This window comes from Kitasatospora sp. NPDC091276, assembly GCF_040684355.1.
Lineage (GTDB): Bacteria > Actinomycetota > Actinomycetes > Streptomycetales > Streptomycetaceae > Kitasatospora.
This window is the reverse complement of sequence record NZ_JBFBFU010000020.1, coordinates 98,129-115,374: the sequence shown is the minus strand read 5'-3', so window position 1 is coordinate 115,374 and position 17,246 is coordinate 98,129. Positions and strand designations below refer to the sequence as shown.

At 72.4% G+C, this 17,246-nt stretch carries 29 protein-coding genes; 8 read left to right on the top strand and 21 right to left on the bottom strand.

Annotated features, from left to right (window positions below; genetic code table 11):
* Positions 1-2 precede the first annotated feature (2 nt).
* The 13 genes from AB0O19_RS24640 to AB0O19_RS24580 form a co-directional block, all read right to left on the bottom strand.
* Positions 3-317, bottom strand: coding sequence for a DUF4326 domain-containing protein (locus AB0O19_RS24640; RefSeq protein WP_363622369.1), 315 nt, complete (start codon positions 315-317; stop codon positions 3-5).
* The gene (locus AB0O19_RS24635; protein ID WP_363622367.1) at positions 314-952 is read right to left on the bottom strand and encodes a hypothetical protein; all 639 of its coding nucleotides are present in this window, start codon (positions 950-952) and stop codon (positions 314-316) included. The genes AB0O19_RS24640 and AB0O19_RS24635 overlap by 4 nt, the downstream gene beginning before the upstream one ends.
* A complete protein-coding gene (locus tag AB0O19_RS24630) occupies positions 949-1,944 on the bottom strand; it encodes a hypothetical protein (protein ID WP_363622366.1) in 996 nt (331 codons plus the stop codon). Before AB0O19_RS24630 ends, AB0O19_RS24635 begins: the two co-directional genes overlap by 4 nt.
* Positions 1,945-2,023: 79 nt before the next feature.
* Positions 2,024-2,629 (bottom strand): hypothetical protein, encoded by a 606-nt coding sequence (locus AB0O19_RS24625; RefSeq protein ID WP_363622364.1) that lies wholly within the window; start codon positions 2,627-2,629, stop codon positions 2,024-2,026.
* A 307-nt stretch (positions 2,630-2,936) separates the two neighbouring features.
* Positions 2,937-3,146 carry a hypothetical protein gene (locus AB0O19_RS24620; protein ID WP_363622363.1) on the bottom strand — a complete coding sequence of 70 codons (210 nt, stop codon included), beginning with the start codon at positions 3,144-3,146 and terminating at the stop codon, positions 2,937-2,939.
* 12 nt (positions 3,147-3,158) lie between these two features.
* Positions 3,159-3,593 carry a hypothetical protein gene (locus tag AB0O19_RS24615; RefSeq protein ID WP_363622361.1) on the bottom strand — a complete coding sequence of 145 codons (435 nt, stop codon included), beginning with the start codon at positions 3,591-3,593 and terminating at the stop codon, positions 3,159-3,161.
* Positions 3,593-4,009, bottom strand: coding sequence for a hypothetical protein (locus AB0O19_RS24610; RefSeq protein ID WP_363622359.1), 417 nt, complete (start codon positions 4,007-4,009; stop codon positions 3,593-3,595). Before AB0O19_RS24610 ends, AB0O19_RS24615 begins: the two co-directional genes overlap by 1 nt.
* Positions 4,009-4,308, bottom strand: a complete 300-nt coding sequence (locus AB0O19_RS24605; protein ID WP_363622357.1) for a hypothetical protein — start codon at positions 4,306-4,308, stop codon at positions 4,009-4,011. The genes AB0O19_RS24610 and AB0O19_RS24605 overlap by 1 nt, the downstream gene beginning before the upstream one ends.
* Positions 4,305-4,469 carry a hypothetical protein gene (locus AB0O19_RS24600; RefSeq protein ID WP_363622356.1) on the bottom strand — a complete coding sequence of 55 codons (165 nt, stop codon included), beginning with the start codon at positions 4,467-4,469 and terminating at the stop codon, positions 4,305-4,307. The genes AB0O19_RS24605 and AB0O19_RS24600 overlap by 4 nt, the downstream gene beginning before the upstream one ends.
* On the bottom strand, positions 4,466-4,882 hold the full coding sequence (locus tag AB0O19_RS24595) for a hypothetical protein (protein ID WP_363622354.1): 417 nt from the start codon (positions 4,880-4,882) through the stop codon (positions 4,466-4,468). Before AB0O19_RS24595 ends, AB0O19_RS24600 begins: the two co-directional genes overlap by 4 nt.
* Positions 4,879-5,247 (bottom strand): hypothetical protein, encoded by a 369-nt coding sequence (locus tag AB0O19_RS24590; RefSeq protein WP_363622352.1) that lies wholly within the window; start codon positions 5,245-5,247, stop codon positions 4,879-4,881. Before AB0O19_RS24590 ends, AB0O19_RS24595 begins: the two co-directional genes overlap by 4 nt.
* A gap of 94 nt (positions 5,248-5,341) precedes the next feature.
* Complete coding sequence (locus tag AB0O19_RS24585; protein WP_363622350.1) at positions 5,342-5,611, bottom strand: helix-turn-helix domain-containing protein; 270 nt, start codon at positions 5,609-5,611, stop codon at positions 5,342-5,344.
* On the bottom strand, positions 5,608-5,823 hold the full coding sequence (locus tag AB0O19_RS24580) for a helix-turn-helix transcriptional regulator (protein ID WP_363622348.1): 216 nt from the start codon (positions 5,821-5,823) through the stop codon (positions 5,608-5,610). The genes AB0O19_RS24585 and AB0O19_RS24580 overlap by 4 nt, the downstream gene beginning before the upstream one ends.
* A 186-nt stretch (positions 5,824-6,009) precedes the next feature.
* On the opposite strand from AB0O19_RS24580, the gene AB0O19_RS24575 reads away from it, so the two are divergent.
* The 3 genes from AB0O19_RS24575 to AB0O19_RS24565 all read left to right on the top strand — a co-directional run bounded on the left by AB0O19_RS24575 (position 6,010) and on the right by AB0O19_RS24565 (position 8,465).
* Complete coding sequence (locus AB0O19_RS24575) at positions 6,010-6,582, top strand: helix-turn-helix transcriptional regulator (RefSeq protein WP_363622346.1); 573 nt, start codon at positions 6,010-6,012, stop codon at positions 6,580-6,582.
* Positions 6,583-6,705: 123 nt separating this feature from the next.
* Positions 6,706-7,149, top strand: a complete 444-nt coding sequence (locus AB0O19_RS24570) for an ImmA/IrrE family metallo-endopeptidase (protein WP_363622344.1) — start codon at positions 6,706-6,708, stop codon at positions 7,147-7,149.
* Positions 7,146-8,465 carry a site-specific integrase gene (locus AB0O19_RS24565; protein ID WP_363622342.1) on the top strand — a complete coding sequence of 440 codons (1,320 nt, stop codon included), beginning with the start codon at positions 7,146-7,148 and terminating at the stop codon, positions 8,463-8,465. Before AB0O19_RS24570 ends, AB0O19_RS24565 begins: the two co-directional genes overlap by 4 nt.
* A gap of 237 nt (positions 8,466-8,702) precedes the next feature.
* Here the strand turns inward: AB0O19_RS24565 and AB0O19_RS24560 are convergent, their stop codons facing one another.
* Both AB0O19_RS24560 and AB0O19_RS24555 read right to left on the bottom strand, forming a co-directional pair.
* Positions 8,703-8,960, bottom strand: coding sequence for a hypothetical protein (locus AB0O19_RS24560; RefSeq protein WP_063347367.1), 258 nt, complete (start codon positions 8,958-8,960; stop codon positions 8,703-8,705).
* Positions 8,961-9,055: 95 nt separating this feature from the next.
* Positions 9,056-9,454: an ACT domain-containing protein gene (locus AB0O19_RS24555; protein WP_363622340.1), complete on the bottom strand. Its 399-nt coding sequence runs from the start codon at positions 9,452-9,454 to the stop codon at positions 9,056-9,058.
* Positions 9,455-9,641: 187 nt separating this feature from the next.
* Here AB0O19_RS24555 and AB0O19_RS24550 point away from each other — a divergent pair, with 187 nt between their 5' ends.
* On the top strand, positions 9,642-10,298 hold the full coding sequence (locus tag AB0O19_RS24550) for a PadR family transcriptional regulator (protein ID WP_350885063.1): 657 nt from the start codon (positions 9,642-9,644) through the stop codon (positions 10,296-10,298).
* A 36-nt stretch (positions 10,299-10,334) separates the two neighbouring features.
* On the opposite strand, the gene AB0O19_RS24545 is transcribed toward AB0O19_RS24550, so the two are convergent.
* Both AB0O19_RS24545 and AB0O19_RS24540 read right to left on the bottom strand, forming a co-directional pair.
* On the bottom strand, positions 10,335-10,532 hold the full coding sequence (locus AB0O19_RS24545) for a hypothetical protein (RefSeq protein ID WP_063347364.1): 198 nt from the start codon (positions 10,530-10,532) through the stop codon (positions 10,335-10,337).
* Between the two features lie 52 nt (positions 10,533-10,584).
* A complete protein-coding gene (locus tag AB0O19_RS24540) occupies positions 10,585-10,815 on the bottom strand; it encodes a hypothetical protein (protein WP_063347363.1) in 231 nt (76 codons plus the stop codon).
* A 413-nt stretch (positions 10,816-11,228) separates the two neighbouring features.
* Between AB0O19_RS24540 and AB0O19_RS24535 the strand changes: the two genes are divergently transcribed.
* Complete coding sequence (locus tag AB0O19_RS24535; RefSeq protein ID WP_363580851.1) at positions 11,229-11,930, top strand: bifunctional DNA primase/polymerase; 702 nt, start codon at positions 11,229-11,231, stop codon at positions 11,928-11,930.
* Positions 11,931-11,949: 19 nt separating this feature from the next.
* Here the strand turns inward: AB0O19_RS24535 and map are convergent, their stop codons facing one another.
* A complete protein-coding gene (map, locus tag AB0O19_RS24530) occupies positions 11,950-12,795 on the bottom strand; it encodes a type I methionyl aminopeptidase (RefSeq protein ID WP_363622337.1) in 846 nt (281 codons plus the stop codon).
* A gap of 104 nt (positions 12,796-12,899) precedes the next feature.
* Here map and AB0O19_RS24525 point away from each other — a divergent pair, with 104 nt between their 5' ends.
* Positions 12,900-13,130, top strand: coding sequence for a hypothetical protein (locus tag AB0O19_RS24525; protein WP_363622335.1), 231 nt, complete (start codon positions 12,900-12,902; stop codon positions 13,128-13,130).
* Positions 13,131-13,204: 74 nt separating this feature from the next.
* Here the strand turns inward: AB0O19_RS24525 and AB0O19_RS24520 are convergent, their stop codons facing one another.
* Positions 13,205-14,572 carry an MFS transporter gene (locus tag AB0O19_RS24520; RefSeq protein WP_363622333.1) on the bottom strand — a complete coding sequence of 456 codons (1,368 nt, stop codon included), beginning with the start codon at positions 14,570-14,572 and terminating at the stop codon, positions 13,205-13,207.
* Between the two features lie 107 nt (positions 14,573-14,679).
* Complete coding sequence (locus tag AB0O19_RS24515; protein WP_363622331.1) at positions 14,680-15,285, bottom strand: hypothetical protein; 606 nt, start codon at positions 15,283-15,285, stop codon at positions 14,680-14,682.
* A 47-nt stretch (positions 15,286-15,332) separates the two neighbouring features.
* Here AB0O19_RS24515 and npdG point away from each other — a divergent pair, with 47 nt between their 5' ends.
* Entirely contained in the window at positions 15,333-16,025 is a 693-nt protein-coding gene (gene npdG, locus AB0O19_RS24510; RefSeq protein WP_363622329.1) for an NADPH-dependent F420 reductase, read from the top strand.
* Positions 16,026-16,139: 114 nt separating this feature from the next.
* Positions 16,140-16,340 carry a hypothetical protein gene (locus AB0O19_RS24505; RefSeq protein ID WP_363372195.1) on the top strand — a complete coding sequence of 67 codons (201 nt, stop codon included), beginning with the start codon at positions 16,140-16,142 and terminating at the stop codon, positions 16,338-16,340.
* 4 nt (positions 16,341-16,344) lie between these two features.
* Here the strand turns inward: AB0O19_RS24505 and AB0O19_RS24500 are convergent, their stop codons facing one another.
* Positions 16,345-17,160 carry a site-2 protease family protein gene (locus AB0O19_RS24500; RefSeq protein WP_363580861.1) on the bottom strand — a complete coding sequence of 272 codons (816 nt, stop codon included), beginning with the start codon at positions 17,158-17,160 and terminating at the stop codon, positions 16,345-16,347.
* Positions 17,161-17,246: the final 86 nt, after the last annotated feature.

The following is a 17,246-nucleotide window of genomic DNA, read 5'->3' as shown; positions in this document are numbered from 1 at the left end:
GGTCAGGCCTCCTGGGCGGGCTGGTTGGCGAGTTCGAGCAGGACGTCGGCGTGGCAGAGCTGGCTGAGGGCGCATCGGCAGGCGAGGTCGTGGCCGGCCAACTCGGCGCGGGCGGCGGCGGCCGGGTCGGGTTTCTTCGGCATGGGACTGATCTCCTGGTCGTCGTGGTCGGTAGGCGGGATCGGGGTGATCTGCCAGCCCGCGTCGGCGAGGGCCCGCAGGACGTGGCGGGCGATGGCCTCGGGGGCGGCGGGGCGGAGTTGGTGGGCGTCGAGCACGGCAGAGCGGATGGTCTGCGCGGCGGCGGGCGGAATCACGCGGCGGCCTGCTTAGCGAGCCAGTTGTCGAGGCGGCTGGGGTGGCTGCCGCCGGTGATCGGTCCGCCGCTCGGCCGGGTGCACCGTTGACCGGCGCGGGCGCGGCAGGTCGGTACAGGGCAGGCGATTGCCCACTCGGGCCGGCGTGGGTGCCGGAACTGTGCGAGCTGGGTGCGCGCGTGGTCGGGAATGTAGGTCGCCGACGTGTCGCGTTCCGGGGGCATGTGCCCGATTCCCGCGATCAGTTCGGCGACTGCAACCGGCGGTCCCTCGGCGATGGCGTACGCGGCGGGTGCGGCGCGCCCGACGGCGACGGCACGTCGGGTGGCGCCGAGCTCGGCGCACCACTCGGTGACGCGGTCCGGGTCGACGGCGGGCGTCGGATCGGTGTGCCGGCCAAGCCTCGCCCGGGTTCCCGCGCTCCAGCGGGTCGCAATGTCCGCGGGAAGGATCGGCCACTGGGAGACGCGGTAGTGCTGGTAAGCGAACTGCAGCGCGGCCTCGTACGGGACGTCAGCGAGGATGCCGGCCCACATCGTGGCCTGTGCCCGTCGCTCCGTCCCGTCGTCGCGGCGGATGCGTGGGTCCGCGAGGGCGATCTCGGCGATCAACTTCGGGATCAACTCGGGGTTCATCGAGTTCCGTTCTGCCGCATCTCGTTGGCGATGGCGGCCATGTCGGCGAGGTAGTCAGCCGTTCGGCTGGGGCCGCCGAGGTCGCCAAGTGCGGTCGGCGGGCCATTGACGGACAGAGCGAGCCACTGCGGGAGGAAGTACCGGGCGCTGTAGGGGGTGTCGCGGCTGGCTCGCCAGATGCGTGCGGCGTGCTCGACCAGGACCGGCGCGCCAACGGCCGCCAGTTGCGCGGCGAGCGCGCGTTTTTCGTCTTCGGAGAGCGGCCAGGACACGGTCATTCCGCGGGAGCGCATCGAGTCGATCAGCGGGCCGATGTCGACCGCGTCCTCCACTGCGTTGCCACGCAGGGCGGGCAGCCGGTCGTCGGCCTCGCGCGCGGGGTGGTAGTGGATCTGGTCCCTACCGTAGGTAGGTAGGTCCTGGTACCCCCCCGCCGGGGACGCTGTCCGGATAGCGTCCGGGGACGCTATCCGGGGGCGTCCGGGGACGCTATCCGGGACGGTGGGAAGCGTCCGGGGACGCTGTCCGGAACCCCCGGCGGGGACGCTGTCCGGAACCCCCGCCGGGGACGCTGTCCGGAGGTGCTCCTCGATGGCCTTGGCCTTCTCGGCCGCGCGCGCCTTGCGCTGCCGAGTGTCGGTGTAGTGGTGGAGGTGCTGGTCCCAGTTGGGCCGGGCCACCGGCAGCACCAGGCGGTAGACGGCTGTCGCGTTCGGGCGACGTCGCTTGGTCACCATGCCGACGCCCTCCAGCACCCGGAGCGCCCGGGTCACCGACTCCGCCGTGCACCCGGCCAGAACGGCCAGCGTCTCCCTGGCGGGGAACGCGTTGGTCCCGTCGGCGTCGGCGTAGGTGGCGAGCCACACCCCAACCCGCGCGACCGCTGCCAGGTCGCGGCTGCCGACCCGCAGCACCTCCGCGCGCAGCACGTTCGTCCAGGCGTTGCGGACCGTCTGGGTCCGGTCGCCCTGGGCGGTGTGGGTGGTGCTCAAGGGGTGCTCTCCGGTGGGTTGGTCGCCCGGAACGGGCGGAGTCGAGTCCGGCCCGCCCCGGGCCGCTCTGGATGGTGGGTCAGGCGGCGGCCGGACGCGGCTCGCGGAGGGAACGGCCGCAGGCGCATCGCAGGCCGCCCTCGGGAGTGGCCTCCAGGTACTTCCACCGGTGGAAGGGGCACGGATCGGGCAGGCCGCCACCGGGCGGATGCTGGACGATCGCGGCGCGCGGGTTGTACGGGCCACCCATGGCCCGGACGGGGTGGAGGTCGAGGCACGCGAGGCACTGACCGACGGTGCCGGGCGGGATGGCCTGGCTCAGTCGGTCGGAGCGGGAGCCGGGGCAGATCGCCGGCGGGGCGAGGTCCCGAGGGGTGAACACGAGGACCCTGCCGTCCGGTCCGTTCGGTTCCTGGCCGGCGCCGACCGCGCGGCCGTCGCACGGCCCGCACACGGTCGCGCCGGTGGGCAGGTCCTCGCGGGACAAGAAGTGGTCGTCGAAGACAGTCCCCGTGCACCACAGCTGGTAGACCGTCCGGCCGGATCCGTACCGGACTCCGGAACGAACCCGGTGCCAGCGGGTCATCCGTTCGGTGCGGACGTAGCGCGGACCGTCGGCGAGGGGTACGGCGTCGGGGCCGTGCAGACCGAGGCTGCTGATGGGCGGGAGCAGGCGAACCGTCATGAGGGCGTCCTCCTGGGACTGGTAGCGCGGGTGCGTGCCTCGCCTGCGGTGGCGGCCTGGGCGAGGCGGTACTGCTGGGGGGTGCTGCGGCGCTTGCCGGAGGCGATCGCGCGGGCGTCGGTGAGCGCGCTGGCAGACTGCGGAGTCGGCAGGCGCTGAGGGGTGTAACCAGGGCCGGGCGGCGGCTCGGGCCGCCCGGCTTCAGCGGCGGGGGTGTGATCCGGGCAACGCGAGCCGACGGCGTACGGTCGACCGCTCCGCCCGCAGTGGCTGCCCTGGTCGGGCAGCCACTGGCTGCACGAGCTGGTCACCTTCGGCGCCAGGCCGGCGGCAGGGCGACGAGCGCCTGGTCGACTTCCTCACCGACCGGGACCCCGACGAGGTCCAGGTCGGTGAGGAGCTTGAGGGCCGCGTTGATGACCATCGGCTGCCCGCTCGACAGTCCGACCGCGATGTGCTCGACCACCGTGCGGCGCAGGGCATCGGCCAGTACGGGGTCGGTCTGGGGAGCGGGCATCAGGTCCTCCGGTCAGAAGGGCGGTTCGGAGCTGTACTCGGGCTCGGCCCAGCCGCACCAGCGGCGGGCGGCCCAACGCGGCACCGGGACTGTTAGGACGGGGTCGCGGTAGGGCCAGGGCTCCCAGCAGTGGCAGGCGGCCGGCTCGTACGGCCCGTCCTCGTCGCCGCCGGTCTCGACCTCACCGCTGCCGCCGCAGGTGCGGCAGCCCGGGCGCGGGGTGTCCTCCAGCCGCAGGTGCGGCTGGGGCCAGTCGCGGTAGCGCAACCGCAGGCGGGCCCGGGGCGGCAGGGGCACGAGGAACCAGCCGGCGCCGTTCGACCGGACCAGTTCCAGAGCGGGCCGCGGGTCGTCGCAGCGCACGATCCTCAACGGCGCCCGGGTGAGTACCCTGCGGAGCTCGGTCCGAACGATGTCCCACGCGGTGTCAGGCTGGGAGGAGTTCATCAGGCGGCCTCCGTCCGGTCGATGGCGCGCACGTCCGCGAGGGCCTGGGCGTAGGTGGCGCACCACGGCCGGCAGTACTGCCGCTCCGCGCCGTCCACCGTGGCCATCTCCCAGCCTTCGGGCCAGGGGTCAGCCGCTGCGGTCCCGCAGCCCGGGATGCTGCAGGGCGCCGGGACTGCGAGGATCCGCACCGTGCTGGCGCTCTCGCCGACCATGCCGCCGTTCCACGCCTGTGCGCGCCGGTTGCTCGCCGGCTTGTTCGCCGCCCGGGTGTTGGCGTCGTCCCTGCACGCCTGGCGGCAGTCCTCGCACAGCGGCACGCCGCGGTACCGGTGCTGCCGGTAGCCCTTCATCGTTCCGTGGGCGATGTCCGCGGCGACGCCCTTCACGCTCTGATTGGTGAGCCGCGCGGCCATCAGGAGCCGCCTTCCTGGGCGGAGTTCTCCAGCACGGCGATGCGGGCCCGCGCGGCGGCGAGCTCGTCGGCGATGGTGCGGTCCGCCTTGGCGGTCTTCGCGATGTCGTCGCGCCAGCGCTGCACCTCGGCAAGGACGCGGTCCGCGATCGCCAACATGTCGTCCGCGGACATCTTGTCGTCCCGGTAGAGGGTGAACTGGTCACCACGGAGCCCGCCGGGGTGAATGTGCAGGGTGCCGCGGGCGTCGTGCGTGTCCACGTACGCGCGCTTCGTCCACCAGGTAGTAGTCGTACTCATCGGGTACTGCCCTTCGGGAAGTTGGTGCGGCGGGCCGCGCGGATGCGGCGGCGGTGGGCACGGCGGCGGATCCGGTCCGGGTCCCAGTGCCGGAGCGCGAGCGCGGTCACCGGGACGGTGAGGACCAGGACCAGCACGGCGCCGAACTCGGGAATGCTCACCAGCCACCACCGAGCTGCTGCTGGCGGAGCAGCCACTCGGCATAGCCGCGGGCGTCGGTGGGAGTCGACCAGGTCTTGGACCGGCGGCGCCCGTCCTCGACCCAGCAGACCCTCCACTTCTTCGGCGCGACCTTGCGCACCGACACCACCCGGATCTGGCCGGGATGTCCGGGTTCGCTCGGGATCCTCGCCCGCAGAGCGTCGACCTCGTCCTCCGCCTCGTCGAGCACGTTCTCGAGGTCGTCGATCTCACCAACCAGCTCGCGGATGACCGGGGCGAACTTCGCCAGCCAGACGGCGGCGCTGGCGCGCTCGGTGTCCGCCCACTCGGCGCTCTCGGGCAGCATCGTCGAGAGGTCGAGCGCGCGGATCTTGTCGAGGCGCTGGTCGCTCATCAGGTTGTGGCTGTTCACGCCGGCACCGCCGTCCGGACCAGGGCGGGCACGACGGCGACCAGCTGCACAGAGACGTTCTGCACGGTCGACGTGACGGTCCATCGGATCTCGTGCAGCCCCCGGGCCGAGGTGGTCGCGGCGTCGGGGAGGTGGCGGCGCCAGCGGTCGAGGTCCCGCAGGGCGAGCGGGCCGGTGAACTCGGCCGCGAGACTGCCGGTGGGGTCGATGGTCCACCAGGGCGCTGCCAGGCCGGAGGTCAGCGCGCGGTTCGTCAGGTGCAGCGCGACGTACATCGCGGCGGTCTGGGCCTGCAGCTCCAAGACGGTCGCGTGCGGCTCGTAGTGTCCGAGGTTGGCCAGGGGGGTGGTAGTAGGCTGCTTCACGCGGCCCTACCTCCTTCTGTGAGTGCTTGATCGGTGGGCCGGGGCCGTCCCTGGAGTCCAAGCCGGGGCGGCCCGACCCATGTCTGTGGGTGGGTCAGGCGGCGGCGGGCTGGCGGCGCTGTGCGCGGCGCGGCTCGACGGCCTGGCGGGTGGGGTCGAGGGCGAGGTTCGACCGGGAATCAGCCGCCTCGTGCTCCCTGAGCCATGCCTTGAGGGCGACAAGGCGGTACATGCGTCGGCCGCCGAGACGGAAGGACGGCGGCCCCTGCCGTCGGTCGTTGAGGCAGTACAGGGCGCGCGGAGTCCGCTTGATGTAGGCAGCCGCCTCGTTATGCGACAGGAAGGGCGAGTCCACCTCGCTCATGACTTCTTCTCCACTTCTTCTTTGATGATCAGCTCCACCTCGACATGAAGTTCGGCGGCAATGAGCTGGATCACTTCCGGCTGAGCCCCACTGAGCCCGCGCTCGATGCGCGACAGGTGCGAGGGGGAGATTCCGGCTCGCTGCGCGAAGGAGTTCAGGCCGTGACCCATTCGTTCGCGCAGGCGCCGAATGTTCGGTCCGTCTGCTTGCACAACAGGAACCGTAGATGCAGTGGACGAGAAGCGCAAGAAGCAATGAGAAGTAGAGAGGAAGTCAAAGGAGGCGGGCGTGACGTTGGCGGGAACCTGACTGCGTGCAGTTGCACGCCCTCTGCAAGACTGTTGCCTATCGTTGCCTTGCAGGAAGAGCGCGCCGAGCAGTCAAGGGAGATCGGGACCGTGGAGCAGGACTGGAAGCACCTCGGTCGGTGCATCAAGCGCGACCGCATGCGCAAGGGGTGGCGACAGCCCGAGCTGGCCAACCAATCCGGGCTGACAGTGAGAACGATCAGCACGTACGAGACGGGGGCAGTGCCAGCCAGTGCGCCGGAGATCCCCGCTGGCTATCTGGCGGTCGGTCGAGCACTTCTGTGGCCCCCCGACGGCGTCGATCGGGCACTGGCCGGCCAAGACCCCAGCACTTTCAGCGCACCAGCGAACGCGCTCGCCGCCGTGACCCCATCCCACGGTGCTGCCCCCGGAGATCTGTTCCCCGCGGTGGGACGCTTCGCCCGCGCTGCGGTGGCGGCGGGCGGCGACCCCGTGCTACGTGACCTTCTGGAGGATGTCGCAGACCGGCTGCTGCAGTCGATCCCCCAGCGCGGCACGCCCGCGGCACAGGGCTCCTACGGTCTTGCCGCGTACCGGCCGCACGCCTGGGCCGAGGGCGACCCTGGCGTTCCGGGCGACGATGCAGCTCGGATCCAGCAGGCCATCGAGGAGCACGAGCGCGGGCGCCGCGAACAGCCGTAACTCCCCGGCATACCCGCGACACGCGTGACTTAACGTGGCTAAATCCTCACACGTCCTCACGCGCATATGCCAGAATCTCCGCACCGGCATGCCTCCCACACGTCAGGACTCAGGGGGAGAGGCATGCCCGGAGCCGTCGGCACTGTCGCCGAGGTAGCGCAGCAGTACGACCCGCACGCCGAGCTGGACCGGATGGGCATACCCGTCGTCCGGCAGTGGCTGAGGGACACCTGGGGAGCGTGGTCCCCCGAGCATCGCATCGTCGTCGTCGCCCAGGGGATCAGCCCGGTTGAGGAGCGGTGCGTCCTCGCGCACGAGATCGAGCACATCCTGGCTGGCGACGTTGGCTGCGGTGGCGCGACCAGCGTGCGGGCCGAGCGCCTCGCCGATTTGCGGGCCGCCCGCAAGCTCATCGGGCTGTCCGACTTCTGCGCCGCCCGGCAATGGGCCGCGAGCCCTGCCGAACTTGCCGCCGAACTCGGTGTCACTGGTTGGATCCTGAAGACCCGCGCGATTGATCTTGAGGGGGGTGCCCAGTGGCTGGGTACATCGAAGATCGTTGGATGAACAAACGGCCCAACCCGGAGACGGGGAAGCGGGAGCGAACTTCCTTGTGGGGCAAGGGGAAGCGATACAAGGTGGCCGGCATCCCCGGAGTCCGGGACCGCTCGTTCGCTGGCCTCGAGGACGCGAAGAAATGGCTGCGCGAGGCTGCCACGGACAGCACCCGCGGCAACCTCTACGACCCCCGCAACGGGGAGATCACGCTGCGGGAGTACGTCGAGACCCACTGGTGGCCGAGTCTGCGGAAACCGCCGAACACCCGGTCGTCCATGCGGCCGCGGATCTGGAACCACATCCTGCCGCACCTGGGCGAACAGCCGCTGATCCGCATCGGCGACGAGCAGATCAGGTGGTGGGTGACCCAGGCCGAGCGAGCGATCGACGTCGGTACCATCCGGACCACCTGGAAGCACTTCTCTGCGATCATGCAGGCCGCATTCAAAGCCAAGAGAATCCCCGAGAACCCCTTTCGGGACCCCGAGTTGCGGCCGCCGAAGGCGCCGGAGAGCAATGCGAAGGCGTGGCCGCTGGCCACTGTCCTCGCGGTACGTGAGGCGCTGGCACCCCGATACCGGATCCTTCCCGACCTGGCCGTTGGTGCCGGCCTACGGCAGGGCGAGGCCTTCGGGTTTAGCCCGGAGGACATCGTCGGCCAGGAGATCCACGTTGTACGGCAGGTGCTCAAGATCGACGGCAAGCTGGCGTTCGGGCCGCCGAAGGGCAACAAAATCCGGCTGACGGCCTGTCCGCCTGGCCTGGCCGATCGGGTGGCCGCCTACGCCGCCGAGTTCCCGGCGGTCGAGGTCACTCTGCCCTGGGTCGACCCGGACAGGCCGAACCTGCCCTGGGCGGAACGGCCGTTGAAGACCGTGCGCCTCCTGGTGACAACCGCCAGGGTCAGTGGGAAGGGCGGCGGCGCGATCAACCGGACAACGTGGGATGAGAAGGCGTGGAAGCCGGCGCTCGTCAAGGCCGGCGTGATTCCGGAGCCGAAGCGTGAGCAGGTCCAGGGCGCGAAGGTGGTGTGGACGAGGGTGTCGTGGAAGATGGACCGCTCTGACGGATTTCATGTCCTGCGGCACACGTTCGCCTCAGTCGTCCTCCAGGCGGGCGAGACCGTGACGACCCTGGCGGCGTGGCTTGGCCACAGCGACCCTGCGTTCACGCTCCGGACGTACGTGCACTTCCTGCCGGAGGCTGGGCGGCAGGCACTGTCGGCCCTCGGCCGGTGGATCGCGCCGATGCCTTCCCCGGCCGAGACGCTCCCCGGAGAGAGTCCCGGAAACGGATCTCCCCAACCGCTCCCCAGGGTTGCCTAGTCGGCTTCGTCCCTGCGACGTTTCCCCAGGTCACCTCTCCTGAATGTCTCTCCGGACGGGGGAATAGGGCCTGTACCCGGCGTACAGGCCGACTCTTCCGCCGCCCCAGCTCGACTGAGGCCCCCTGATCTGCGAAACCGCAGGTCAGGGGGCCTTTTTCGTGAGGCCGCCCCAGTCGTGCGAGCACCTGGGGAGACAGAACCGGGGGTACAGGCCGACTGCTCCGCCCGCCCGCCGTTACGCGGGGCGGGCGCCGACGGCGTCGCGGATCTGGTCGCCGAGACCGCCGTTGACGCGGGCGCAGTTGGCGCAGCAGAAGAAGCGGCCGGCCACTTCGACGCCGTGGCCGACGATGCGGACCTGGCACTGCTCGCAGCGCGGCGCGAGCTTCTCCATCGCGCACTCGAAGCTGTCGAAGGTGTAGGTGTCGCCGGTGATGGTCTTGATCTCGAAGGCGAGCCAGTAGTCGTTGCCGCAGGTGACGCAGGTGGCCATGGCGGCCGTCTCCTTCCGGTGGGGGCCGGCCGGGTGGCCGGGCAGCCGTTCCCAGTGTCGGAGGGCCCTGCGGGGGCGGCCACTCGACGGCGTCGTCAGGCGGGCCGGGCGGCCAGTTCCTCCAGGGCCCGGACGGCGCGGTCGGCGTCGTCGGCGGTGACGAACAGGTGGTCGTGGTGGAAGCCGGCCACCACGTTGCAGCTGATCCCCTCGTCGGCGAGGCGCCCGGCGACGGCCGCGGTGAGGCCGACGGCCTCCAGGGCGGAGTGGATCTGCAGGGTGATCCAGGCCGCCACGTACTCGTAGCGCAGCCCGAGCGCGTCGGCCTCCTCCTGGGTGACGACGACCGTGACCCCTTCGGGTTCGGCGACGGTCACCACCGGCCGCATGCCCGCGGGCACCTTGGCGGGCAGCGTGCAGTAGACGTACCGCCCCGGGTTGAGCAGCGGGCGCATCCCGTGCAGCAGCTTCGCGAGGTCTCGTTCACCGGCCATGCCCGTCACCGTAGCGGGCGGACGGGGCCTGGGTGGCGGGGTGGGGTGCCGATGCGCCGTTCGTGTCGGAATCCGTTGACGAGCGACAGTCGCCGATATATCGTCGAGCTATCGAGACAGTAACTCGACTGGCTCGGTGAACGAGGAGGTGAGCGCCGTGCGCTCAGGAAACCGAGGAAATCCGGGAATGCGGTTCAGCGGCGAGGGTCCGCGCGGTGGCTGGCGCCGCGGGCCGGGGCCGGACTTCGAAGGGCGGGAGTTCGAGGGCCGGGAGGCCTTCGGCGGCTTCGGCCCGCCGCCGTTCGGCGGCGGCGGGCCCGGGCGGCCGATGGGCGGTCCGTTCGGGCACGGCTTCGGCGGGCACGGCGGGCGCCGGGGCGGCCCGCACGGGCGGCGCGGCGGCCGGGCGCGGCGCGGGGACGTCAGGGCCTCGCTGCTGGCGCTGCTCAAGGAACGGCCGATGCACGGCTACGAGATGATCGCCGAGATCTCCGAGCGGACGGGTGGGGCCTGGCGGCCGAGCCCGGGCTCGATCTACCCCAACCTCCAACTGCTGGAGGAGGAGGGCCTGATCACCGCGGAGGAGGTCGGCGGCAAGCGGCTGGTATCGCTCACCGAGGCGGGCCGGGCCGAGGCCGAGGCGGGGCCCGCAGAGCCGTGGGCGGAGGCCGGCCGGGAGGTCGACTGGGAGGCCGTCCAGGAGGTCGGCCAGGCGCTGGCCGCGGTCGACCAGGCGATCCGCCAGGTGATGGCGACGGGCACCGAGGCGCAGCGCGCCAAGGGCCTGGTGGTGCTCACCGAGGCGCGCAAGAAGCTGTACCTGATCCTCGCCGAGGAGGACTGACCGCCGTGGGGGGCTGGGCACAGGCGGTGCGGCTGCTCAGGGGTGGACCGTGAACAGGGCCACGCAGGCGAGCAGCAGCACCGCCCAGCCGAACCAGAGCCAGCCGTTCGGGCCGATCACCACGGTGTAGACGCACACCGCCACCAGCAGCGCACCGGTGACGCCGGCGACCTGCCGGTTGTGGTGCGCGACCGCCTGGGGGCGGCTGCGGGGGTGCCGTGCCGTTCTCGCCATGCCGTCCTCCCGGGGAGGCTGGGGGCGGCGGCCGGTGCGGGCGGCGCGGCCGTCAGCCGGACGCGCGGGCGGTGGCCGCCTCGTCGAACTCGTAGCGCCAGTGCCAGCTGATGCCCCGCACCTGCTTGGACCGGACGTACACCAGTGTGCGCGCGGGGGAGTCGCCGTGCGCGGGGACGGGCACCTTGTAGGTCTTCGGCACGCCGAACATCGGCCCCAGCGGGATGGGGAGGATGCGGCCGTCCAGGGGGCCGCCGACGAATTCGGTGTCCGCGCTCTTCACCCCACCAGGGTCTCACCTCCGCACGGGTGACCGGCGCACCCGCCCGAGCCCTCCGGCCGGGTGCGGGGAGTGTGACCGGAGAGGCACCGCCCCCGGTCATCCGGAGGCCCCGCGCACCCTTATCCTTCCTGTTACGCCCCCGGGGTTCACCCGGGTCAGCGGGCCCCGTACGGGCCGGGCGGGGCGCGGATCCGCGCGCCCTCCGGCCGACCTGGCGCGGACAGCGTGCTGCCGCGACTGCGTACCGTGACCCGGGCGTCGGCCCTCCGGTGACCCCGGTTCCCGGTCGGCAGGGCGTGGACAGCAGGGCCGAGCACCGCCCCGGGAAGCAGCGGGGGGCGCTGTGCGTTGCGTCGGAGTGGTACGTCGAACGCTGTGCCGCACCAGGTACGGCAGTGCGCGGAAGGGGCCCGATGGAAGCCGGCGGCAGGTGGACGACCTGGTGGCAGAAGCGTGAGCGTCAGCGGGCCCGGTCGGGTGAGGTGGACGGCCCCGCCGCCCGGCTCGATCAGCTGCTCGGCGCGGTGCGCGCCGGATTCCCGCTCGCGCCGGCCGCGCATCCGGCCGGCTACCGCTGTTCCTGCGACCGGGTGGCCTGTCCGGCGCCCGCCCAGCACCCGGTCTCCTTCGCCTGGCAGACCCAGGCCACGACCGACCCCGAGCAGCTCGCCCGCTGGCTCGCCCGCGATCCGCAGACCAACTTCATCACCGCCACCGGCCGCGCCCACGACGTCCTGGACGTCCCGGTCGAGGCCGGCCGGCTGGCCCTGGAGCGGCTGACCGAGCGGGGCGTCGAGGGCCCGGTCGCCGCCGTCGGCGAGGACCGCTACCTGTTCTTCACCGCCACCCGGGGCACCCCGCAGGACGAGGACGAGTGGTGGCCGAGCGTCCTCGACTCCACCCCGGACACCATGTCCGAGCACCCCGGCCTGCGCTGGCACTGCCGCGGCTCGTACACCCTGCTGCCGCCGGCCGCGCTGCCGGACGGCTCGCAGGTGCGGTGGCTGCGCGGGCCCGAGCAGCCGCTGCCGGACCCGCTGCGCGTCCTGGACGTGCTCACCGACGCCTGCACCGAGGTGGGCGCCGTCGCCGAGGAGCAGTGGCTCATCGGCTGAACCGGCGCCCGGCCGGGGGTCACGGCAGGGTGAGGACCTCCGCGCCGTCCGCCGTGACCACCAGGGTGTGCTCGAACTGGGCGGTGCGCTTGCGGTCCTTGGTGACGACCGTCCAGCCGTCCGGCCAGATCTCGTAGTCGTAGGTGCCCAGGGTGAGCATCGGCTCGATGGTGAAGGTCATCCCCGGCTTGATCACCTCGGTGGCCCGCTCGCTGTCGTAGTGCGGGATGATCAGGCCGGAGTGGAACGACGTGTTGATGCCGTGCCCGGTGAAGTCCCGCACCACGCCGTAGTCGAAGCGCTTGGCGTAGGACTCGATGACCCGCCCGATCACGTTGATCTGACGGCCGGGCTTGACGGCCTTGATCGCCCGGTTGAGGGATTCGCGGGTCCGCTCGACCAGCAGCCGGGACTCCTCGTCGACGTCGCCGACCAGGTAGGTGGCGTTGAGGTCGCCGTGCACCCCGTGGATGTACGCGGTGGCGTCGATGTTGACGATGTCGCCGTCCTGGAGCACGGTCGAGTCCGGGATGCCGTGGCAGATCACCTCGTTGATCGAGGTGCAGACCGACTTGGGGAAGCCGCGGTAGCCGAGGTCGGACGGGTACGCGTCGTGGTCGCACATGTAGGTGTGGGCGACGGCGTCCAGCGCGTCGGTGGTGACGCCGGGGGCGATCAGCTTGGCGGCCTCCGCCATCGCCCGGGCGGCGATCCGGCTCGCGATCCGCATCTTCTCGATCGTCTCGGCGGTCTGCACCTCGGGCCCGGTGTACGGCGTCGGGGCGGGCCGACCGACGTACTCGGGGCGCGCGATGTGCGCCGGGACCTTGCGGGTGGGGGACTGGATGCCGGGTACGAGAGCCATGGCCGCGAGTCTATCGGCCGCCCCCGGCGCGCCCGGGCGGTGTGCGCGGCGGCCCCGGCCGGGGAATGATCGGTACGACCCCATCGAATCGACGGGAGGGCACCATGCCCCTGGGATTCCACCGCAAGCCGACCGGCAAGCCCGGCGAGTGGTTCTACTGCATCAAGCACGGCAAGGTCGAGGAGGGGCCGGAGTGCCCCGCCAAGGACCGCCTCGGCCCGTACGACAGCCCGGAGGAGGCCTCGCACGCCCTGCAACTCGCCGACGAGCGCAACCGGGAGTGGCGGCAGGGGGACGAGCGCTGGAACGACACGCCGAAGGACGGCGGCGAGTAGCGGCCGGGGCGGCGCCCGGCTTCTGCCGTCAAGCCGTCGCCGCCGTCCGTCCCGTCCGTCCCGTCCGTCCGCCGTCAGTCCGTCGCCGCGGCGGCCTCCCGCTCGCGCTGCTGCTCCCGCTCGCGCTCCGCGCGCTCGTGCCCGGCGCGGACGGCGGCGGTGTGCGGGTCGGTGCGGTCGTCGTAGGCGAGCAGCTTGGGCAGCGCGGCGGCCACCGCGAGGACGGCGGCGACGCAGATCAGGCCGCCGCTCCAGACGGCGGCGCGGACGCCGACCAGCCCGGCCATGGTGCCGGCCCGGACCTGGCCGAGCTGGGGCCCGACGGAGTAGCTGAGCAGTTCGACGCCGGCCATCCGGCCGCGCACCTCGTCCGGGATGGACTGGTTCCACATGGTCGAGCGGGCCAGCCCGCTGATCTCGTCGGCGCCGCCGGCCAGCGCCAGGCCGAGCAGCACCAGCCAGATGCTCCCGGACAGGCCGGCCAGGGCCATGGCCGCGCCCCAGCCGACGGCGGCGACCACCAGCAGCCGGCCGTGCCGGTGGATCCGGGACGTCCAGCCGCTGGTCGCCCCGACCAGCAGGGCGCCGGCCGCGGAGGCCGCGTACATCGGGCCGAGCGCCCAGTCCGCGCCCAACTCGGAGGCCAGGAAGGGGAAGACGGCCACCGGGAAGGCGAACAGCATCGCGCAGAGGTCGATCGTGTAGGTGCCGAGCAGGTCCTTGCGGCTCCACGCGTACCGGACGCCGGTGAGCACCGCCCGCACCGACGGCCGCTCGGCGCCGGTGGCCGGCGGCACCGCCCGGATCCGGACGAGCAGCAGCAGCGATGCGGCGAAGGTGAGCACGTCCAGCGCGTACGCCGTCCCCACCCCGGAGAACGCCACCACGACGCCGGCCAGCGCCGGACCGGCCACCGAAGCGGCGTTGCGGTACAGGGAGTTGAGCGCGAACGCGGCGGTCAGGTGCTGGTGCGGGACGATCCGCGGGGTGAGCGAGTCCAGGGCCGGGCGCTGCAACCCGTCGCAGGCCGCGACCAGCGCGGCGACCAGGTAGATCGGCCAGAGCAGCGGGGACGGCAGCAGCGCGTTGAGCAGCAGCAGGCCGGCGAGCAGGCCCAGCCCGGCCTCGGCCCGCAGCACCAGCTTCCGGCGGTCCAGGGCGTCGGCGAGGGCGCCGCCCCACAGGCCGAAGACGATCAGCGGGACGAGCTCGAAGGCGCCGATCAGGCCGACCGCGAAGGAGGAGCCGGTCAGCTCCTTGATCTGCATCGGCACGGCGACGTAGGTCAGGTAGCTGCCGAAGCTGGTGACGCAGCCGGAGAGCCAGAGGAAGCGGAAGTCGCGGGAGGCGCGCCAGGGCGAGAGGTCGGGCGCGAGCGAGCGCAGCAGCGTGCGCAACCGTCCGGAGGTGCCGGGGGGATGCGGGGGTTCGTCGTCGTTCACGAACCAGCATCCTCGAACGCGGGCCGCCGGGTTCGCAAAGGGTTTTTCAGCCCGACACGCGACCGTCGGCCCGACACCTCGCTGACAACGGCCGGGTCGGGCCCGGGCTACCAGCGGCTGATCGCGGGCGGTGCGGTCAGCCGGCCGGCGAGTTCGGCGAGCCGGTCCAGCGCGGCGCGGCGGGCCGGGGGCCGCCCGGCGGCGGCGCTGACCAGGTGCTGGGCGAGGTCGAAGGGCTCCTCGTCGGCGGTGCCGACGGCGAGCCGCTCGTGCGCGAGCCCGCCGAGGTCGCCCGGCTCGGCGGGGGCGGCGCCGTCCAGCGCGAGCACGGTCGCGCCGTGCCGGCGGGCGTCCTGCACCCGTTCCAGCAGCGGCGCGCCGGCCGTCTCCGGCGCCACCACCAGGACGGTGGCGCCGCGCCCGGCCCCGGTGAGCCGACTCAGGCCGTGCGCGAGGTGCGCCGGGGCGCCGGCCGGCGGAGCGTGCCGCAGCAGGGTGGGCGCCAGTCGGGGGACGGCCGACCAGGCGGCCTCGTCGGCCAGGTGCGCGGCCAGATGCCAGGGCTCGTACGCCTCGGTGCCGATCAGCAGCAGTCCGCCGGCCCCGCGCCGCGACACCGAGCGCCGCAGCGACCCGGCGAAGCCGCCGACCGCCTCCAGCCAGCCGGTGCCCGCCAGGTGCTGCCGGAGTGCCGAAACTCTCACCGCGTCCATGCGGCCCAGAATGTCGCGTCCGGCCAGGGGTTTGACAGGATCGGCCCATGACTTCCCTCGATTCAGCGACAAACCCGGCCCACGAACTGCCGGACGTCTCACAGCTGGTGATCGGTGTCCTCGGCGGCACCGGCGACCAGGGGCGCGGCCTGGCCCTGCGACTGGCCAAGGCCGGCCAGCAGGTGATCATCGGCTCGCGCGACGCGGCCCGGGCCGAGGCCTCCGCCGCCGAGCTGGGCCTCGGCGTGCGTGGCGCCGACAACGCCACCACCGCCCGGGAGAGCGACGTGGTGATCGTCGCGGTGCCCTGGGACGGGCACGCCTCGACCCTGACCGCGCTGCGCGAGGAACTGGCCGGCAAGATCGTGGTCGACTGCGTCAACCCGCTCGGCTTCGACAAGCAGGGTGCGTACGCGCTGAAGCCGGAGGAGGGCAGCGCCGCCCAGCAGGCCGCCGCGCTGCTGCCGGACTCCCGGGTCACCGCCGCCTTCCACCACCTCTCGGCGGTGCTGCTCCAGGACGAGTCGGTGGAGCAGATCGACACCGACGTCATGGTGCTCGGCGAGGAGCGGGCCGCCACCGACATCGTGCAGGCGCTGGCCGGCCGGATCCCCGGCATGCGGGGGATCTTCGCGGGCCGGTTGCGCAACGCGCACCAGGTGGAGTCGCTGGTGGCCAACCTGATCTCGGTCAACCGCCGCTACAAGGCCCACGCGGGCCTGCGGGTGACGGACGTCTGAGATCCGGTGGAGCCGTGTCGGCCTCACCCCTGGACCAGCTCCGGAGGTGAGGTCGGCGACAATGGGTGCGGCCGCAACCCGGCCGACCGCACCCGGCCCTAGGAGCCTCCCGCCATGCCCCGCACGTCCCTCTTCGCCCTGATCGTCGTCGTCCTCGCGCTGGCGGCCGCCGTGGTCTCGCTGACCCAGGGCTTCTGGCTGGGCCTGATCTGGCTCCCGATGGCCGGTGTGGCGAGCAACGTGCTCTGGATGAACCGCCGCCGCGCGAAGATCGCCGAGGCCACGGCCGCCGCCGCGGCAGCCGAGCAGGGCTAGTCGGCTAGTTCTTCCAGAAGCTGAACAGGTACCGGCCGAGCGTCGCGTAGTCCTGGTCCACGCCGAACAGGCTCATCAGGTCGTGGATGACCCCGAAGAAGAACGAGTTCACCGAGGGCTGCCACAGCAGCGCGAACACGGCCAGCAGCCCGTACGGCGCGAACGGCTCGACCGCGCGCCGGGTCTTGTACGACAGCCAGGGCTCGACGATCCCGTAGCCGTCCAGCCCGGGCACCGGCAGCAGGTTCAGAAGGGCGGCGCTGAGCTGGAGCAGGCCGAGGAAGCCGAGCGCGCCCGCGAACGGCGAGACGTTCAGCTCGTAGCCGTTCCAGACCGCGTGCACCGTCGGGTCGTCCAGCCAGCCGGCGCCGATCGGGATCAGCAGCAGGGCCGCGCACACCACGTTCACCAGCGGCCCGGCCGCCGAGATCAGGCTGTGCTTGAGCCGGCCCCGGATCCGGTCCCGCTCGATCCAGACCGAGCCGCCGGGCAGGCCGATGCCGCCCAGGATCACGAACACGATCGGCAGCACGAAGCTGAGCAGCACGTTGGTGTACTTCAGCGGGTTGAGCGTGAGGTAGCCCTTGGCGCCGACGCTGATGTCGCCACCGTGCAGGGCGGTGCGGGCGTGCGCGTACTCGTGCAGGCACAGCGAGACCATCCAGCCCGCCACCACGAACAGGAACACCCCGAACGCGGCGTTCCCGTAGCCCGAGTACACCGCCCAGCCGGAGGTGGCGAGGACGGCGAGGAGCACCCAGAACACCGGGCTGATCCGGCGGTCCTCGCTGCGTGAGCGCTGCGTGGCGGCGAAGGTCATGGTGTGGGTGCTCCGGGTGTCCGAGGAAAAGCGGGCAGGGGATCGATCATGCCGGGCGGGCCGGTGACCGGACAAGCCGTCCCGGG

What these genes read in the sequence shown, in the direction of transcription:
- AB0O19_RS24615 (WP_363622361.1), bottom strand. Translation starts at nt 3,593, where the DNA reads ATGAACTCCTCCCAGCCTGACACCGCGTGGGACATCGTTCGGACCGAG.
- AB0O19_RS24625 (WP_363622364.1), bottom strand. Translation starts at nt 2,629, where the DNA reads ATGACGGTTCGCCTGCTCCCGCCCATCAGCAGCCTCGGTCTGCACGGC.
- AB0O19_RS24505 (WP_363372195.1), top strand. Translation starts at nt 16,140, where the DNA reads ATGCCCCGCACGTCCCTCTTCGCCCTGATCGTCGTCGTCCTCGCGCTG.
- AB0O19_RS24570 (WP_363622344.1), top strand. Translation starts at nt 6,706, where the DNA reads ATGCCCGGAGCCGTCGGCACTGTCGCCGAGGTAGCGCAGCAGTACGAC.
- AB0O19_RS24635 (WP_363622367.1), bottom strand. Translation starts at nt 952, where the DNA reads ATGAACCCCGAGTTGATCCCGAAGTTGATCGCCGAGATCGCCCTCGCG.
- AB0O19_RS24515 (WP_363622331.1), bottom strand. Translation starts at nt 15,285, where the DNA reads ATGGACGCGGTGAGAGTTTCGGCACTCCGGCAGCACCTGGCGGGCACC.
- AB0O19_RS24585 (WP_363622350.1), bottom strand. Translation starts at nt 5,611, where the DNA reads ATGAGCGAGGTGGACTCGCCCTTCCTGTCGCATAACGAGGCGGCTGCC.
- AB0O19_RS24565 (WP_363622342.1), top strand. Translation starts at nt 7,146, where the DNA reads ATGAACAAACGGCCCAACCCGGAGACGGGGAAGCGGGAGCGAACTTCC.
- map (WP_363622337.1), bottom strand. Translation starts at nt 12,795, where the DNA reads ATGGCTCTCGTACCCGGCATCCAGTCCCCCACCCGCAAGGTCCCGGCG.
- AB0O19_RS24535 (WP_363580851.1), top strand. Translation starts at nt 11,229, where the DNA reads ATGGAAGCCGGCGGCAGGTGGACGACCTGGTGGCAGAAGCGTGAGCGT.
- AB0O19_RS24550 (WP_350885063.1), top strand. Translation starts at nt 9,642, where the DNA reads ATGCGGTTCAGCGGCGAGGGTCCGCGCGGTGGCTGGCGCCGCGGGCCG.
- AB0O19_RS24555 (WP_363622340.1), bottom strand. Translation starts at nt 9,454, where the DNA reads ATGGCCGGTGAACGAGACCTCGCGAAGCTGCTGCACGGGATGCGCCCG.
- AB0O19_RS24560 (WP_063347367.1), bottom strand. Translation starts at nt 8,960, where the DNA reads ATGGCCACCTGCGTCACCTGCGGCAACGACTACTGGCTCGCCTTCGAG.
- AB0O19_RS24605 (WP_363622357.1), bottom strand. Translation starts at nt 4,308, where the DNA reads ATGAGTACGACTACTACCTGGTGGACGAAGCGCGCGTACGTGGACACG.
- AB0O19_RS24620 (WP_363622363.1), bottom strand. Translation starts at nt 3,146, where the DNA reads ATGCCCGCTCCCCAGACCGACCCCGTACTGGCCGATGCCCTGCGCCGC.
- npdG (WP_363622329.1), top strand. Translation starts at nt 15,333, where the DNA reads ATGACTTCCCTCGATTCAGCGACAAACCCGGCCCACGAACTGCCGGAC.
- AB0O19_RS24525 (WP_363622335.1), top strand. Translation starts at nt 12,900, where the DNA reads ATGCCCCTGGGATTCCACCGCAAGCCGACCGGCAAGCCCGGCGAGTGG.
- AB0O19_RS24500 (WP_363580861.1), bottom strand. Translation starts at nt 17,160, where the DNA reads ATGACCTTCGCCGCCACGCAGCGCTCACGCAGCGAGGACCGCCGGATC.
- AB0O19_RS24610 (WP_363622359.1), bottom strand. Translation starts at nt 4,009, where the DNA reads ATGGCCGCGCGGCTCACCAATCAGAGCGTGAAGGGCGTCGCCGCGGAC.
- AB0O19_RS24545 (WP_063347364.1), bottom strand. Translation starts at nt 10,532, where the DNA reads ATGGCGAGAACGGCACGGCACCCCCGCAGCCGCCCCCAGGCGGTCGCG.